This window comes from Methylocystis sp. JAN1 (assembly GCF_052186135.1).
Taxonomy (GTDB): Bacteria; Pseudomonadota; Alphaproteobacteria; order Rhizobiales; family Beijerinckiaceae; genus Methylocystis.
Map to the genome: position 1 here is coordinate 3,820,624 of NZ_CP181499.1, position 15,013 is coordinate 3,835,636.

Annotated in this window: 13 protein-coding genes; 6 read left to right on the plus strand and 7 right to left on the minus strand. The window is 66.8% G+C overall.

Going from position 1 to position 15,013, the window contains the following annotated elements:
- Positions 1-204: 204 nt before the first annotated feature.
- The 3 genes from ACNHKD_RS18300 to ccmI all read right to left on the minus strand — a co-directional run bounded on the left by ACNHKD_RS18300 (position 205) and on the right by ccmI (position 4,109).
- Positions 205-2,181: a heme lyase CcmF/NrfE family subunit gene (locus ACNHKD_RS18300; RefSeq protein WP_442754912.1), complete on the minus strand. Its 1,977-nt coding sequence runs from the start codon at positions 2,179-2,181 to the stop codon at positions 205-207.
- A gap of 205 nt (positions 2,182-2,386) precedes the next feature.
- Entirely contained in the window at positions 2,387-2,824 is a 438-nt protein-coding gene (gene ccmE, locus ACNHKD_RS18305) for a cytochrome c maturation protein CcmE (protein ID WP_442756935.1), read from the minus strand.
- 136 nt (positions 2,825-2,960) lie between these two features.
- Positions 2,961-4,109 (minus strand): c-type cytochrome biogenesis protein CcmI, encoded by a 1,149-nt coding sequence (gene ccmI / locus ACNHKD_RS18310; RefSeq protein ID WP_442754913.1) that lies wholly within the window; start codon positions 4,107-4,109, stop codon positions 2,961-2,963.
- Between the two features lie 102 nt (positions 4,110-4,211).
- Here ccmI and ACNHKD_RS18315 point away from each other — a divergent pair, with 102 nt between their 5' ends.
- Positions 4,212-5,366 (plus strand): AAA family ATPase, encoded by a 1,155-nt coding sequence (locus ACNHKD_RS18315; RefSeq protein ID WP_442754914.1) that lies wholly within the window; start codon positions 4,212-4,214, stop codon positions 5,364-5,366.
- 55 nt (positions 5,367-5,421) lie between these two features.
- A complete protein-coding gene (locus tag ACNHKD_RS18320) occupies positions 5,422-5,907 on the plus strand; it encodes a DUF2721 domain-containing protein (protein WP_442754915.1) in 486 nt (161 codons plus the stop codon).
- 5 nt (positions 5,908-5,912) lie between these two features.
- On the opposite strand, the gene purB is transcribed toward ACNHKD_RS18320, so the two are convergent.
- The gene (gene purB, locus ACNHKD_RS18325) at positions 5,913-7,256 is read right to left on the minus strand and encodes an adenylosuccinate lyase (RefSeq protein WP_442754916.1); all 1,344 of its coding nucleotides are present in this window, start codon (positions 7,254-7,256) and stop codon (positions 5,913-5,915) included.
- Between the two features lie 80 nt (positions 7,257-7,336).
- Positions 7,337-7,714, minus strand: a complete 378-nt coding sequence (locus ACNHKD_RS18330) for a DUF4345 domain-containing protein (protein WP_442754917.1) — start codon at positions 7,712-7,714, stop codon at positions 7,337-7,339.
- Positions 7,715-8,394: 680 nt separating this feature from the next.
- Here ACNHKD_RS18330 and ACNHKD_RS18335 point away from each other — a divergent pair.
- Together ACNHKD_RS18335 and ACNHKD_RS18340 are read left to right on the plus strand one after the other, a co-directional pair.
- Positions 8,395-9,126, plus strand: coding sequence for a VIT1/CCC1 transporter family protein (locus ACNHKD_RS18335; RefSeq protein ID WP_442756936.1), 732 nt, complete (start codon positions 8,395-8,397; stop codon positions 9,124-9,126).
- Between the two features lie 304 nt (positions 9,127-9,430).
- Positions 9,431-10,672: an NAD(P)/FAD-dependent oxidoreductase gene (locus ACNHKD_RS18340; RefSeq protein WP_442754918.1), complete on the plus strand. Its 1,242-nt coding sequence runs from the start codon at positions 9,431-9,433 to the stop codon at positions 10,670-10,672.
- Positions 10,673-10,770: 98 nt separating this feature from the next.
- Here the strand turns inward: ACNHKD_RS18340 and ACNHKD_RS18345 are convergent, their stop codons facing one another.
- Both ACNHKD_RS18345 and ACNHKD_RS18350 read right to left on the minus strand, forming a co-directional pair.
- On the minus strand, positions 10,771-12,069 hold the full coding sequence (locus tag ACNHKD_RS18345; RefSeq protein WP_442754919.1) for a FecR domain-containing protein: 1,299 nt from the start codon (positions 12,067-12,069) through the stop codon (positions 10,771-10,773).
- A gap of 169 nt (positions 12,070-12,238) precedes the next feature.
- The gene (locus ACNHKD_RS18350; RefSeq protein ID WP_442754920.1) at positions 12,239-12,847 is read right to left on the minus strand and encodes a PilZ domain-containing protein; all 609 of its coding nucleotides are present in this window, start codon (positions 12,845-12,847) and stop codon (positions 12,239-12,241) included.
- Between the two features lie 157 nt (positions 12,848-13,004).
- On the opposite strand from ACNHKD_RS18350, the gene ACNHKD_RS18355 reads away from it, so the two are divergent.
- Positions 13,005-13,736 (plus strand): cytochrome c biogenesis CcdA family protein, encoded by a 732-nt coding sequence (locus ACNHKD_RS18355; protein ID WP_442754921.1) that lies wholly within the window; start codon positions 13,005-13,007, stop codon positions 13,734-13,736.
- Positions 13,733-14,926: a DUF1624 domain-containing protein gene (locus ACNHKD_RS18360; protein WP_442754922.1), complete on the plus strand. Its 1,194-nt coding sequence runs from the start codon at positions 13,733-13,735 to the stop codon at positions 14,924-14,926. Before ACNHKD_RS18355 ends, ACNHKD_RS18360 begins: the two co-directional genes overlap by 4 nt.
- The last annotated feature ends 87 nt before the right edge of the window (positions 14,927-15,013 follow it).

The following is a 15,013-nucleotide window of genomic DNA, read 5'->3' on the forward strand; positions in this document are numbered from 1 at the left end:
GCTTGTGGGCGTCAAGACCAAGACTGTCGCGGCCGAACCGCCCCCATCCCTCCCCGCGCTTTGCGGGGGAGGGATGAAGCGGCGCCATTCGTGATCGGCGGAAAAGGGTCGGGATATGGGACGTGAGCCGCCTCCCTCCCCCTTGCGGGGAGGGATAAAGGGCGGGGGTCGCCTCAGCGCCGCTTGCGTTGACGGGGAAATCCCTCATTCCGCCGCCTCCGGCATCGCAACCACTTTTGCCCGCCGAGCGACGCCGATGCGCAGGCGCCGATCCGCCAGAGAGAGCCCGCCGCCAAGGGCCATCACAAGCGCGCCGATCCAGATCAGCGTCACGAAGGGCTTCCAATAAAGACGCGCGTCGATCGTTCCGTCTGCATGCGATTCCCCGATGGCGGCGTAGACCTGCCCCAGGCCGAGCGTCACGATGCCGGCCTCGGAGCGCTGCATCTTGCGGGCCTGATAATAGCGCTTGGCGGGTTCGATCTTCGCGATCGTCCGTCCGCCGGAGCGCACGTCCATCACGGCGTAGATTTCGGAATAGTTCGGGCCGTCGCGCGGCGAGACTTCCTCTATGGCGAGCTTGTAGGGGCCGACGTCGTAATATTCGCCCGGCTTCATGGCGAGGATCGACTCGACGCCCCATCCCGTCGCGGCGAGGCCGAGCAGGGTCAGCCCCATGCCGGCATGGGAGATCGACGCGCCCCAGGCCGAAAGCGGCAGGCCCGCGAGGCGCGAGAAAACGGCGCTTGCGGAGGAAGCGCGAAAGGCCGCGCGCTGCGCAATGTCGCTCACGCCGCCGATGACGAGATAGACCGCGAGCCCCCCGGTGACGACGGAGAGGAAGGGCGTCCCATAGAAGGCGCCGAAAAGCGCCGCCGCGAAGACGCCGGCGGCGAAGGCCGCGCGCAGGCGTTGAAGCGCCGCCGGCAGGTCGCCGCGCTTCCAGGCGAGCATCTGGCCGATGGGCATGAGCAGAGCAAGCGGCAGCGCGATGGGGATCAGCACCGTGTTGAAGAAGGGCGGGCCGACGGAAATCTTCTCGCCCGTCAGCGCCTCAAGCGCCAGCGGATAGAGCGTGCCGATGACGACCGTCGCGCAGCTCGCGGAAAGGAGCAGGTTGTTAAGGACCAGCGCGCCCTCGCGCGAGATCGGGCTGAACAATCCGCCCACGGGAAGCGACCCCGCGCGCGCGGCGAAGAGCGCCAGCGCGCCCCCGATGAAGAAGACGAGGATGGCGAGAATGAACACGCCGCGCTCGGGATCGCTCGCAAAGGCGTGCACGGAGGTCAGCACGCCCGAGCGCACCAGGAAGGTGCCGAGGAGAGAGAGCGAAAAGGCGAGGATCGAGAGAAAGATCGTCCAGACCTTCAGCGCCTCGCGCTTCTCCATCACCGCCGCGCTGTGCAGGAGCGCCGTGCCGGCGAGCCAGGGCATGAGAGAAGCGTTCTCGACCGGGTCCCAGAACCAGAAGCCGCCCCAGCCCAGCGTGTAATAGGCCCAATAGGAGCCCATGGCGATGCCGAGCGTCAGCGCGGTCCAGGCGAAGAGCGCCCAGGGCCGGGCGAAGCGCGCCCAGGCGGCGTCGATGCGCCCGCCAATGAGCGCGGCGGCCGCGAAGGAGAAGACGATCGAGAAGCCGACATAACCCAAATAAAGCAGCGGCGGATGGATCGCGAGGCCGGGGTCCTGCAGGATCGGATTGAGGTCGCGGCCTTCCCATGGCGGCTGATCGACGCGCGCGAAGGGATTCGAGGTCAGCAGAATGAAGAGCAGGAAGGCCGCGCCGAGCAGCCCTTGCACGGCGAGCGCGTCTGCGCGCAGCTTGTCGGGCATGGCCGACGAAAAGATCGCGATCAACGCGCCGCAGAGCGAGAGCACCAGCACCCACAGCAGCATGGAGCCTTCGTGGTTCCCCCACACGCCGGAGATTTTATAAATGAAAGGCTTCAGCGAGTGCGAATTCTCGATGACGTTGACGAGCGAGAAGTCGGAGACGACATGCGCATAGGTCAGCGCGCCGTAGGAGAACGCGACGAAGAGAAATTGAGCGATGGCGGTCGGCCGCGCGACGCGCATCAGCGCGACGTCGTTCATCCGCGCACCCGCGAGCGGTATGGCGAATTGCATCAGCGCCAGCGCGAGCGCGAGAACGAGCGCGTAATGTCCGGTTTCGACGATCATAGGCCAATGATCTCCATCGCCCGTTGCGGCTGGAACGCCCCCACCCCTGCCCCTCCCCGCGCTTTGCGGGGGAGGGAAGAAGCGGCGCCATTCGGGATCATGACCAAGGGAGCGAATATTGGGCGTGAGCCGCCTCCCTCCCCCTTGCGGGGAGGGATAAAGGGTGGGGGGCGACGCAGCGCCGGCGATATGGGAAGAGACATCGTCACTTCTTCTCTCCCTGCCACACGCCCTGCGCTTTCAGCTTGTCCGCGACGTCCTTGGGCATATAGCGCTCGTCATGTTTGGCGAGCACGCTGTCGGCCTTGAACCTGCCGTCCGCCTGCAACACGCCGTCGACGACGACGCCCTGCCCTTCGCGGAAGAGATCGGGCAGCAGCCCCGTATAGGCGACGTCGAGATCCTTCGTCCTGTCGGTGACGGCGAAAGTCACGTCCTTGCCGCTCTTGACGACGCTGCCTTCTTTCACGAGTCCGCCGATGCGCAGCCGCGCGCCGGGCGCGACCTGCTTCTGCGTCAGTTCCGACGGGGTGTAGAAGAAGACGATATTGTCGCGCAGCGCGAACAGCACGAGGCCCGCCGCGACGCCCAGAACGGCCAGCGCTCCGATGATAAGAGTGAGTCTCTTGCCTTTGCGCGTCATTTTGTCCACGACCTTGGTGTGCGTGCCTTCTCCCGCCTGCGGGAGAAGGCGTCGCCGCGAAGCTTGACGGGTGAGGGCCCTCACCCCACCCTCGCTGATGCGAGGGCCACCCTCTCCCGCAAGCGGGAGAGGGGCGTTACCCCCCTATATTCAGTTCCTTCGCCAGCGCCTCGATGCGGGCGACCTCGGACTCCTTGCCCGCCAACGCCTTGCGGGCGTCATCCACCGCCTTCTTCGCCTTTTCGGGCTCCGACAGGACGCTGTAGGCGCGGATCAGCCGCAGCCAGCCCTCGACGTCGTCGCCCTTGCTCTCCAACCGCGCGGCGAGCTTGTCGACCATGCCCCGGATCATCGCCGACTGCTGGTCGGCCGGCATGGCGGCGATGGCCCTGCCCTGCTCGCTCGCCGGTCCTTGCGCGACGGGGCCGCGTTCGGTCGGGGCCTGCGCGAAGGGCGGACGCGGCGCCGGCTCGCCGCGCAGTTCCGCGAGGCGCTGACGCACCGACGGCAGATAGGCGGCGTCGGCGGGCGCGTCCGCCTCGAGTCTGGAAAAGATCTCGACGGCCTTGTCCTTCTCGCCGGCCTGCTGGGCGCCGAGCCCGAGATAGTAGGCGGCCATCACATTGCTTGCGTCGAGCGCCAGCGCCGCCTCGAAATCCTGCTTCGCCGCCGCCGTCACCTTGCCCTCGGCGACGATCATGCGCGCCTGGCCGAGGCTGGCGCGGCGCTCGGCGGTCGCGCCGAGGAGCTTCAGGGCCTGCTCATAGGCGTTGATCGCCTCCTCGCCCCGGCCGGTGCGCAGATAATAGGGGGCGACGACCTCGAAGCCGCGGCCGTCCTCCGGATGCTCGCGCAGATGCTGCTCGATCCGCGCGACGGCGCCCGCGAGGTCGTTCCGGGCCGGGGCGGATTCGAGCCGCGCCGTCAGCGGCATGTCGGGCAAAGCCGCGTCGCCGAGCTTGAGATAGAGCGGCACCGAGATTGCGGGAACCGCGACGATGGCGGCGAGCGCCGCGACGAGCGCCGCCTTGCGCGAACCATGCGCCCGCGCCTTGGGCGCGGCTTCCGCGCGCAGCAGGCGGCGGGCGGCTTCGGTCTTCGCGGCCTCGGCCTCCGCAGGATCGAGCCGCCCCTCGGCGCGCTCCCGCTCGATCTCCGCGATCTGCTCCTCAAAAAAGGCGACGTCCGCGGCGCTGGCGTCCTTCGCCTCCCCGCGCATGGCGAGCGGCAGGAGGACGGCCATGACCGCGGCGCCGGTGAGGAGAGCGAAGACGAGCCAGATCATGGGAGCGCTGTTTAAGGCTTCGCAGGGCCGATTGGAAGGGCCATGCGCTTTGTCCGGCGCGGAATCGCTGGCATAGAAGGGGCTCGAAAGGCTTTCGGAACAGTGATTACGCGCCTCGCCATCTCGGGCTATCGATCCATCCGGGAACTGGTCCTTGCGCCCGGGCGGCTGACGGTGGTCACTGGCGCCAACGGCGCGGGAAAGTCGAGCCTCTATCGCGCGCTGCGGCTCCTCGCCGACGTTGCGCAGGGGCGGATCGTCCAGTCGCTCGCGCTCGAAGGCGGGCTCGACTCGACGCTCTGGGCGGGACCGGAAAAATTTTCCCGCGCCATGAAGAAGGGAGAGCAGCCGATCCAGGGCCTTGTGCGACAATCGCCGAAAGGGGTGAAGCTCGGATTCTCATCTGACACGTACGGCTATGCAATCGACCTCGGCCACAGCTCGACGCAGGGCGGCGTCTTCGCGCTCGATCCGCAGATCAAGGTCGAAGCGCAGTGGACGGGCGACTGCCTCGGCCGGTCCAATCTCTTCGCCGAGCGCCGCGGGCCGAGCGTGCGCATTCGCGCCGAAACCGGCGAATGGCGGCAGGCCGCGAACCAGCTCTCGGGCGTCGACAGCATGTTGACGCATTGCGCCGACATGCGCGAGGCGTTCGACCTATCCGTGTTGCGGGAAACCATGCGGCGCTGGCGCTTCTACGACAATCTGCGCGCGGATCGCGAGGCGCCGGCGCGCCGGCCGCAGATCGGCACGTTCATACCCGCTCTCGCCGATGACGGCGCCGACCTCGCCGCCGCGCTCGGCGCGATTCTCGAAATCGGCGACGCCGGGGCGCTGCGCGAGACGATCGACGACGCCTTTCGGGGAAGCGCGGTCGACCTCTCGATTTCGGAGGGCTATTTCGAAACCCTCATGCGCCAGCGCGGGCTTCTGCGCCCTTTGCGCGCGGCGGAGCTTTCGGAAGGGACGCTGCGCTATCTGCTGCTCGTCGCGGCGCTGCTGACGCCGCGGCCGCCGCCCCTGATGGTGTTCAACGAACCGGAATCGAGCCTGCATCCCAGCCTCGTCGCGCCGCTCGCGCGGTTGATGCGCCGCGTCGCGAAGGAGACGCAGCTTTTCGTCGTCTCCCATTCCGCGGCGCTCGTCTCCGCGCTCGGCGGCGACGCAGCCTGCGTGGAGATCGCGCTGGAAAAGCATTTGGGCGAGACGCTCGCCCCAGCGCATGAGGCGCCGAAATGGACTTGGCCGTCCCGGTGAGACTCGACGGAGTCTCCCGCGACAAATGCAATGACGCAACAGCCCGAGGCTCCAAATGATCTTCGACACGCCGTCAATCGAACATCTCTCCAACGTGATCTCTCAGGTCACGGGTCCCGCCTTCCTGCTGGCGGCGGAAGCGCAGCTTCTGAGCGTGCTGGTCTCGCGACTCGACCGCATCGTCGACCGCTCGCGCGAGCTCATGGAACTCAGCGACGAAGACGCGCAGGCGCACCGCAAGGTCGAGCTGCCGATCCTGCGCAAACGCGCCGTGCTGGTGCATCGCTCGATTTATTGGGGGGTCGCGAGCTGCGTGGTGACGAGTTTCCTCGTCATCGTCGCCTTCGCGGCGGCGCTATTGCGCTTTCGCCACGAATATGGGGCGGCGTTTCTCTTCGTGACCGCAATGGCGCTCTTCACCGCCGCCCTGATCGCCTTCGGGCGGGAGGTGAAGCTCGGCTATTCGGAGATCGACGCCAACGCCATCTTGTTGCGAAAGCATGGCTGGCGGCGGGAGCCGATCCCGCCGCGCATCGATTGAGCGGTTTATCCTTCGCCGAAAACGCGGCGGAAGATCGTATCCACATGCTTGAAGTGGTACGAGAGGTCGAACAGCTCGTCCAACTCGGCGGGCGACAGTTTCGCGCTCACGTCCTTGTCCTGGCCGAGCAGCGTGCGGAACTCGCCCTCCAGATTGTTCCCTTGCGACGGGCCTCCTTCCGACGCCCTTCGCCAGACCGGCATGGCGTTGCGCTGGACAAACGCATAGGCGTCCTCGCGCGAGACGCCCTTTTGCGTCAGCGCCAGAAGCACGCGCTGCGAATGGACGAGCCCGCCGAGCCTGTCGAGATTCTTCTTCATGTTCTCGGGATAGACGACGAGATTGTCGATGACGTTCGTCAGCCGCGCCAGCGCGAAATCGAGCGTCACCGTGGCGTCGGGGCCGATCATGCGTTCGACGGAGGAATGCGAAATGTCGCGCTCATGCCAGAGCGCGACATTCTCCATCGCCGGAATCGCCATGCCGCGCACGAGGCGCGCGAGGCCGGTGAGGTTTTCCGTCAGCACCGGATTGCGCTTGTGCGGCATGGCGGAAGAGCCCTTCTGCCCCGCCGAGAAAAATTCCTCCGCCTCCAGCACTTCCGTGCGCTGCAAATGGCGCACCTCGATGGCGAGCCGCTCGATCGACGAAGCGACGACGCCGAGCGTCGCGAAGAAGGCGGCGTGGCGGTCGCGCGGAATGACCTGCGTCGAGACGGGCTCCGGAACGAGGCCCATTTTATGCGCCACATATTCCTCGACGCGCGGATCGATATTGGCGAAAGTGCCGACGGCGCCGGAGATGGCGCAGGTGGCGATCTCCTTGCGGGCGTGGACGAGACGCTCGCGGGCGCGCGCGAATTCGGCATAGGCCTGCGCCATTTTGAGGCCGAAGGTCACGGGTTCGGCGTGAATGCCGTGCGAGCGGCCGATGGTCGGCGTGTATTTGTGCTCATAGGCGCGCTTCTTGATCGCCGCGAGCAGCGCGTCGACATCGGCGATGAGCAGATCGGCGGCGCGCGAAAGCTGCACGGCGAGGCAGGTGTCGAGCACGTCGGACGACGTCATGCCCTGATGCACGAAGCGCGAATCCGGCCCGATGAATTCGGCGAGATGCGTCAGGAAGGCGATGACGTCGTGCTTGGTCACCCGCTCGATCTCGTCGATGCGCGCGACGTCGAACTGCACGAAATCGGCCTTGTCCCAAATATTCCTGGCGCTCTCCCTGGGGATGACGCCAAGCTCGGCCAGCGCGTCGCAGGCATAGGCCTCGATCTCGAACCAGATGCGGAAGCGCGTCTGCGGCTCCCAGATGGACGTCATCTCGGGTCGGGAATAGCGCGGGATCATGGGGCCTCGGCGGATCGAAGGAAGAAAAGGGCCGCGCGTGGCGGGCTCTCGCCTTCGGTTCGCAAATTCGCGCGGCGCGGTCAATCCGGCCGGCGGAAGACCCAGATCGCGAGGGGGACGAGCGTCAGCTCCATCGCCGCGTAAAGCAGGAGCAACGGCGCGGGCCTGCCGTCGGTGATCAGGCTGACGATCCGGCCCGCGACGAGGCCGCCCGAAAACAGCGCCGTCGTCAAGACGGCGGCGTTCGTATAGCGCCGGTCGAAGGCCGCATAGAGCCAGAAGCATCCCAGCGCGAGATATAGCCCCGCCACCGCCCGCAGGATATGCGCGAAATCGAGGTCCATCTCTTGCGCGCCGAGGAAGGTCGCGGCGAACCAGCGCGGCGAGACGCCGTAAAGGAGCGCGATGACCGACACGGCGCAGAAAGCGAAGACGAGAAAATATTTCTTTACCGGCATGTCGCTGTCCCAATGCGCCGAACCGTCGCGCAGGATAGGCCGCGGCTTACGAAAAAGCAGGAGCCGGTTTTTCGCCCGGCGCGCTCGAAACCTCTAGAATCGATGCCGTTGTCCGCGTTTAGGCGATTTCGCGCAGACGCAGCGTGATCTAGCATAGGCGGAGCGCGTTCGAGCGGCGTCGCGCGGGGGGGGGGGGGGGAGGCATGGAGCAGGAAAAGCTGGCGCGGCTGAAGGCGGGCGTGGTGGAGGAAGGCCGGCAGATCCTTCTGGTCTTCCTTTATCTTTGGGTGCTGCTCACCCTCTTTTCCCTCCACAAGGCTTTCATCTTCAACGAGGACCTGCTGACCTACCAACAGGGCATGGCGCTCATCAACGCGCTCGCTCTCGCCAAGATCGTGGTCATCGGTCAGAAGCTGCATCTGGGCGAGCCCAAGAAGGACGCGCCCGTCGCGCCGCCAGCGCTGATCAAATCGGTGATTTTCGGCCTGCTGCTCATCGTCTTCCACGTGCTCGAGGAGACGGCGATCGGCGTCTTCCACGGCAAGACAGTCGGGGAGGCGATCCCGACCATCGGCGACGGCTCGCTGCAGGCCATTCTCATGACGGCGATCATCGCCTCGGTCGGGCTCGTCCCCTTCTTCGCCTTCGTCGAGCTCGAGCGCGTGCTGGGGACGGAGGAGCTGCGCGCGCTTCTCTTCGGGCGGCGACGCCCCAAAGGCGCGCCGGGCGAACATATCGAGCGGCACTTCCTCAATTCCGAGGCGGTGCGCGACGTGGTGATCGGCATGGCGGACGGCCTCACCGTGCCCTTCGCGCTGGCCGCGGGCATCACCGCGGCCATCGCCTCGACGCGCGTCGTGGTGACCGCGGGCCTCGCCGAGATCGTCGCCGGCGCGACCGCCATGGGACTCGGCGGCTATCTCGCCGCGAAGAGCGATCAGGAGCATTTCCACTCCGAGGAAAAGCGCGAATATGCGGAAGTGGAGAAGCTCCCCGAGCAGGAGCGCAGGGAATTGCGCGAAATCTTCTCCGAATTCGGCCTCGAAAAGGGAGAGCTCGACTCGGTCGTCTCCGCGCTTTCCGCCGACAAGAAGCGCTGGGTGGATTTCATGATGCGCTTCGAGCTGGGGCTCGAAAGGCCCGACCCCAGGCGCGCGCCCCTCAGCGCCGCGACCATCGCGGCGGCCTACTTCATTGGCGGGCTGATCCCGCTCGCGCCTTACATGATCAACGACGACGTTAAGCAGGCGCTCATTCACTCTATCATCCTCACGGGCGCCGCCCTCGTCGTCTTCGGCGCGGTGAAAGGCAAGCTCACGGGGGCCGATCCCTTCAAGTCCGGCCTTCAAACCTTCCTCGTCGGCGGCCTTGCCGCGGGCGCAGCCTATTATCTCGCTTCCTTCTTCGGCTGAGCGGGCGCGGTCGGGATTGCCGACGATCGGCGCGGCCATCGGAGCCTGCGGGGCCGGGTTTTCCCGACTTGCACAAAACAAGAATGTTGATCTCGGGCAGGCCCGAGATCGCAGCTCGTGTCTCGAAGGGCGAGGCCGCCTTGGGAAGTTCGTCAACAAACTAGGGCGCTTCGCGCCTTGATCGCCCGCCCTTGGCGTTAACGTTTCGGGATTGGATCCCTTACGATTGCACGCGCCTTGCATCGGCGGGGCTGCAATGCGGCGGGCGCGCAGCCATATGAAGGGCGAGGCAAGGAGGGGCGTGATGCAGACGGCCGATGTCATGGTTCTCGGCGCCGGCATGGTCGGCGTCTCAGCCGCCCTTCATTTGCAGATGCGCGGACGCGACGTCGTCATGGTCGACCGCCGCGGCGCAGGGCTGGAGACCAGCTTCGGCAATGCGGGGCTGATCGAGCGCGCCTCCATCTTTCCCTACGTCTTTCCGCGCGATCCGGCGAAGCTCGTCAAATATGCGCTGAACCTGTTGCCCGAGGCGCATTATCATTTCGCCGCCCTGCCTTCCGTCACCCCCTGGCTCATGCGCTATTGGCGCGAAAGCGCGCCCGAGCGCGTCGCGCGCAGCGTCGCGGCGCGCCGCCCGCTGATCGAGCACAGCCTGATCGAACACGAGGCCTTGATTCAGCAGGCGGGCGCGGGCCAGCTTTTGCGCCGGACGGGCTGGATCAAGCTGTTCCGCACGCAGGAGACGCTCGCCCACGGCGTCGCGGACGCGGAGAAGCTGCGCGAATTCGATCTCCATATCGACATCCTCGACTCCGTCGGCGTCGCCGAGCGGGAGCCCGCTCTCGCGCCGGTCGCGGGCGCCGTGCATTATCTCGATACGGCCTCCGTAAGCGACCCCGGCGCGCTCGCGAAAGCTTACGCGGATCTCTTTATTTCGCGCGGCGGCCGATTCCTCGCCGCCGACGCGCTGACGCTGGAGCAGGAGGCGAACGGGCGCTGGAGCGTCGCGGGTCCGGAGGGACGCGTCGCCGCGCGCGACGTCGTGCTCGCGCTGGGGCCCTGGTCGGACCAGATCTTTCGCCGCTACGGCTATGACATGCCGTTCGGCTTCAAGCGCGGCTATCACATGCATTACGCCCCCGGCGAAGGCGCGAAGCTCAATCATCCCGTGCTCGACGCCGACAATGGCTTTCTGCTCGCGCCGATGGCCAGGGGCGTCCGTCTCACCAGCGGCGCCGAATTCGCGCCGCGCGACGCGCCGCCGACGCCGGTGCAGATCGAGATTTGCGAGCCCATCGCCCGCAGGCTCTTCCCGCTCGGCGAAGCGCTCGACCGCGCGCCCTGGAAAGGCGCCCGGCCCTGCCTGCCTGACATGCTTCCCGTGCTCGGCCCGGCGTCCCGCCACAAGGGCCTGTGGTTCGACTTCGGCCACGCGCATCACGGCCTGACGCTCGGCCCCGTCTCCGGACGGCTGCTGGCCGAGATGATGACGGGAGAAACGCCCTTCACCGATCCCAATCCCTACCGGGCGGACCGGTTCTGAGGACCGCGCGCCTTCAGACTCGCCGCGTTGATGGACCGCGCGCCTTCAGGCGCACAATGGGACGCGCCTGAAGGCGCGCGGTCCATTGGCTATGAGCCTCAGCGCCCGGCGGCCGGAAGAATGTCGCTCGGCGAGAAGTTCAGATTCACGCCGAAACGGATGCTGTGCATACCGCTGGTATTGCAGACCGGCACGGAATAGAGCGCCGCGCTCGTATTGTAGAGCGGATAGTCGTGCGAAAGCTTGATGTAGAGATATTCGGCGTTCACCGAGATGTTGCGCGTCAGCGCGTAGCCGACGCCGGCGCCGACCGTCCAGCCCGGCAGGAAGGGGTTGTTGACGCTATTGCCGAAGGAATAGGCCGGGCCAATGACATTTGGACCCGAGAAGCTCCTTGGCGCGATGATGTGCCCGTAGGCGAAACCGCCCGTCCCATAGACGAGGAAGCGGTCGAAAGCGTAGCCGAGCTTCACGCGGGCCGTGCCGACATAGCCGGGGCGCGAGGCGGAGGTCGTTCCGTGGCTGTTGGTCGAGCCGCCGATCTCGCTGCGATACTGGAAATCCGTCTCGAAGCCGCCGACAATATTGGCCCAGAGGGGCAGCATGTAGCCGAGCTTGAGCCCGCCCGCAAAGGCCGCGCCGTTCATCGGCACTGGATCAGCGAAGCTGGCGTCGCCGATCGTCGGGCCGACAGTCACGCCGATGCTCGGGCCGCCCCAATTGAACGGGGGTTCGCTCCCGCCGGGGGGCGGCGGGACCGGCGCGCCGGGCGGCGGCAACGCGCCCTGATCGGACGGCGGAGGCGCGCCCTTGCAGGCCTTGTCGAAGCTCCAGTCGTTCCTGCCGATCGTCCTGGGGGCGGTGATTCCCGAGCGGGTGACGGTGACGAACGTGCAGGGCTTGTCCAGCGTCCGGCAGACGCCGGCCGTGTCGCAGACCTCAATCGCGCCGGAATAAAGGACCGCGTCGGTGCGGCCGCCCGGAAGCACGCGCGCGGCGAAGATCGTGCCGCGCACGCCGATCATGGCGGTTGGCGTCCTGACTTCATAAGACTTGTGTTCGCCCGGCGCGGAGACGAAGCGAAAGGCGCCCTTTGCGGCGTTGAAGCCGACACCCGAACCGCCGGAATAGACGAAGCTGTCGAGCTTCACCTTGGAGGACGGACCCATCTGCATCGTCGTGCGGTCGACGAAGGCGAGCTTGGCGCGGCTTGCGGCGCCCGTCGTCAAGACCTCGTCGAAATAGACCGTGTCGCCCGTGGCGAGGCGCAGGCTGCGCCCGGCCGTCGCGCCCTGCACGTCCTTCTCGACCGACGCGGCGTTGCCGATCGCGTCCTCCGCGCCGGCGGGCGCGACCGTCGCACAAAGAGCCGCAACTGAAATCGCGAATTTGCGCATCCGATAGCCCCCGCGTGATCGGGAAAATGAGAATAAACTTACGGAATCAGCCTTTAGGCGAAAGCTATCGCAAGGCGGGCGCGGGGATGCAACGGCTGGAATGGAAACCGGCCGCAAGATTTCGCCGGGCGTGTCATTTTCGACACGCCCATAAGGCCGCGCCGGTCGCTTAAAGCCGCAGCGCCTCGGACAGCTCGCTCTCGGCGAAAGGCTCCTCGAATTCGGCGGCGAAGCCGCCGTCGAAGACGCGGCCCACGACCGCCGCCTTGACGCCGAACGCGACGCGGTCGCCCACGGAAACTTTGGCCGCCGCATCCACGCTGACGCCATTAAGCGAGACGTCGTTGATCTGGGCGAACCGCTCTCTGCCGTCCGGCATTCGGACGCTCGTCCAGGGCATTTTCGGGACGAAGCGCTTGTGACGGCGGATGTCGGGCAGATTCGCGGAATCGCGGTTCGCCATCCAGATCAATTGGCCGGCGAGCCGACGGCGGCGCGCCTCCGGCAGGTCGAGGGCGATGGCGAAGCCGCATTGGGCCTGACGCTCCACGTCGCCTTCGAGCCGGCCGAACTCGCGGGCGTAAACGATGACGCGGTCGCCGAAAGCGGGCTTGAGCGGCGTCTCGAAACCCATCTCCCCTGTCGACGCCTCGACGATGCGACAAGCATGTTCGCCCATGCCCGCCAGGACAATGCGTGCTTCGACGTCGACCCGGACCGGAGGTCCGTGGAGCCGCGCGTCGTAGACGCGCGCGTGAAAAGCGGTATGCGTTGGCATGCTGCCCAGGCCACTCTCTGTTTACCATTTGACGTTTGCACAGAGTTCCTCACGCGGAGTTAACCGTATCCGCCACGATGCGGCCTCATTAATGCCTGACTTTGCGCGACGGGCGGGCCTGTGGCAGGAACGCGAGGTCCATTCCAAGAGGATCACAATGGCGGCGGACGTCACTTTTCCCGCAGCGGCGGCGGCGGGGTTGCTCTCATTTCTCTCGCCCTGCGTGCTGCCGCTCGTGCCGCCCTATCTCACCTATCTCGCCGGCGTCTCGATGGAGGACCTCGAGATGGAGACGCGCTCGCAGGCGCGGCGGGACGTGTTGCTGTCTGCGGTCCTCTTCGTTCTGGGTTTCACGACCGTCTTCGTGGCGCTCGGCGCCACGGCGAGCGCCTTCGGCTCGATTATCCGCGCCAATCTGCATATCCTCTCCTGGATCGCCGGCGGCGTCATCATCCTGATGGGCTTGCACTTCGTCGGCCTCTTGAGGGTCGAGCTGCTCTATCGCGAGAAACGGGCCGAAATCGCGAAGCCCATGGGGCTGTTCGGCTCCTATGTGATGGGCCTCGCCTTCGCCTTCGGCTGGACGCCCTGCATCGGCCCGATCCTCGCGGCGATCCTCGCCGTCGCCGGCGCGCAGGACACCGTGGCGCGCGGCGCGGCGCTGCTCGCGACCTATTCGCTGGGCCTCGGCCTGCCCTTCATCGGCGCCGGCCTCGCGCTCGGCCGCTTCCTGGCCTTCGTCGCCCGCTTCCGCAAGCATTTCGGCAAGGTGGAGAAGGTCGTCGGCGCGCTGCTGATCGTCACCGGCGTCGCCTTTCTAACCGGCGGCGTGCAGGAAATGTCCTTCTGGCTTCTGGAAATGTTCCCCGGCCTCGCGGCGCTGGGATGAGGGGGGCGCCGGGCGCTGACGGGTCGGGAGCCGATATCCAGGTCGACCCGCGCCTGCCGGAGATCGACCGGCTGCGCGGCCTCGTCATGGTCGTCATGGCGCTGGACCATATGCGGGACTTCTTCGACGCCGACGCCATTCGGTTCAGCGCCACAGATCTCGGTCGCACCTATCCCTTTCTGTTCCTCACCCGTTTCGTCACGCATTTCTGCGCGCCGACATTCGCGCTGCTCGCGGGCGTCGGGGCCTATCTCTACGGCGCGCGCCGGCAGAGCCCGACGGCGCTCTCGCTCTTTCTCGCGACGCGCGGCCTCTGGCTCATCCTGCTCGACGCCGTGGTCGTCAGCCCGGTCTGGGGCGGGCCGGGGCGAATCGAGCTCGGCACGCTCTGGGCGATCGGCTGCGGCCTTCTCGCCCTCTCCCTCCTTTCACGGCTGCCGCAGCGCGTCGTTTTCGCGGTCGGCGCGGCCATCGTCCTCGGCCACAATCTTCTCGACGAGGTCCGCGCCGCCGATCTCGGCGCGCTCGCGCCGCTATGGCGGCTGCTCCACGAAAAAGGGCCTCTCCCCTTCGGCCTGCCCGGCGACGTCTATTACCCCGCCCTGCCCTGGATAGGGGTCGTGGCGTTCGGCTACGGGATCGGGCCGCTTTTTCAGGCCCAGCCCGCCGAACGCGACCGGATCCTGCGGCTTGCCGGGGCGGGCGCGCTCGCGCTCTTCGTCCTGCTGCGGGCGGGCGATTTCTACGGCGACCCGCATCCCTGGTCGGCGCAGCGGGACGGGGTCTTCACCCTGATGTCGTTTCTCAACGTCACAAAATATCCGCCTTCGCTGCTTTACCTCCTCGTCACGCTGGGCGGCGCGGCGCTGGTTTTGCCGGCGCTGGCGAAGCTCGGCGGATCCGCCGGGCGGGCGCTCGCCATTTTTGGCCGGACGCCCCTGCTCTTTTACGTCCTGCATCTCTATCTCGGCGTCTCAGGCGCGGTCGCCCTCGCCTATGCGAAGGGCTACACGCTCGCGGACATCTCATCTTTCGTCGCATCGGGCGCGCCGCCGGAGACGTTTGGCGCGGGGCTCGCCGGGGCCTATGCCGCCTGGGTCGTCGTCGTCCTCGCGCTTTACCCGGTTTGCCGCTGGTTTGCGGGCGTGAAGCGCCGGCGCGCGGATCTGTGGTGGCTCAGTTATCTTTGATCCTTAACGCTTTGTCGTAATTTGCCGCCGCCAGGCCCGAGCGGCGCCTTGGTGAGCGGGCGGCGGCCGCGTATAGAAGAATAAAGT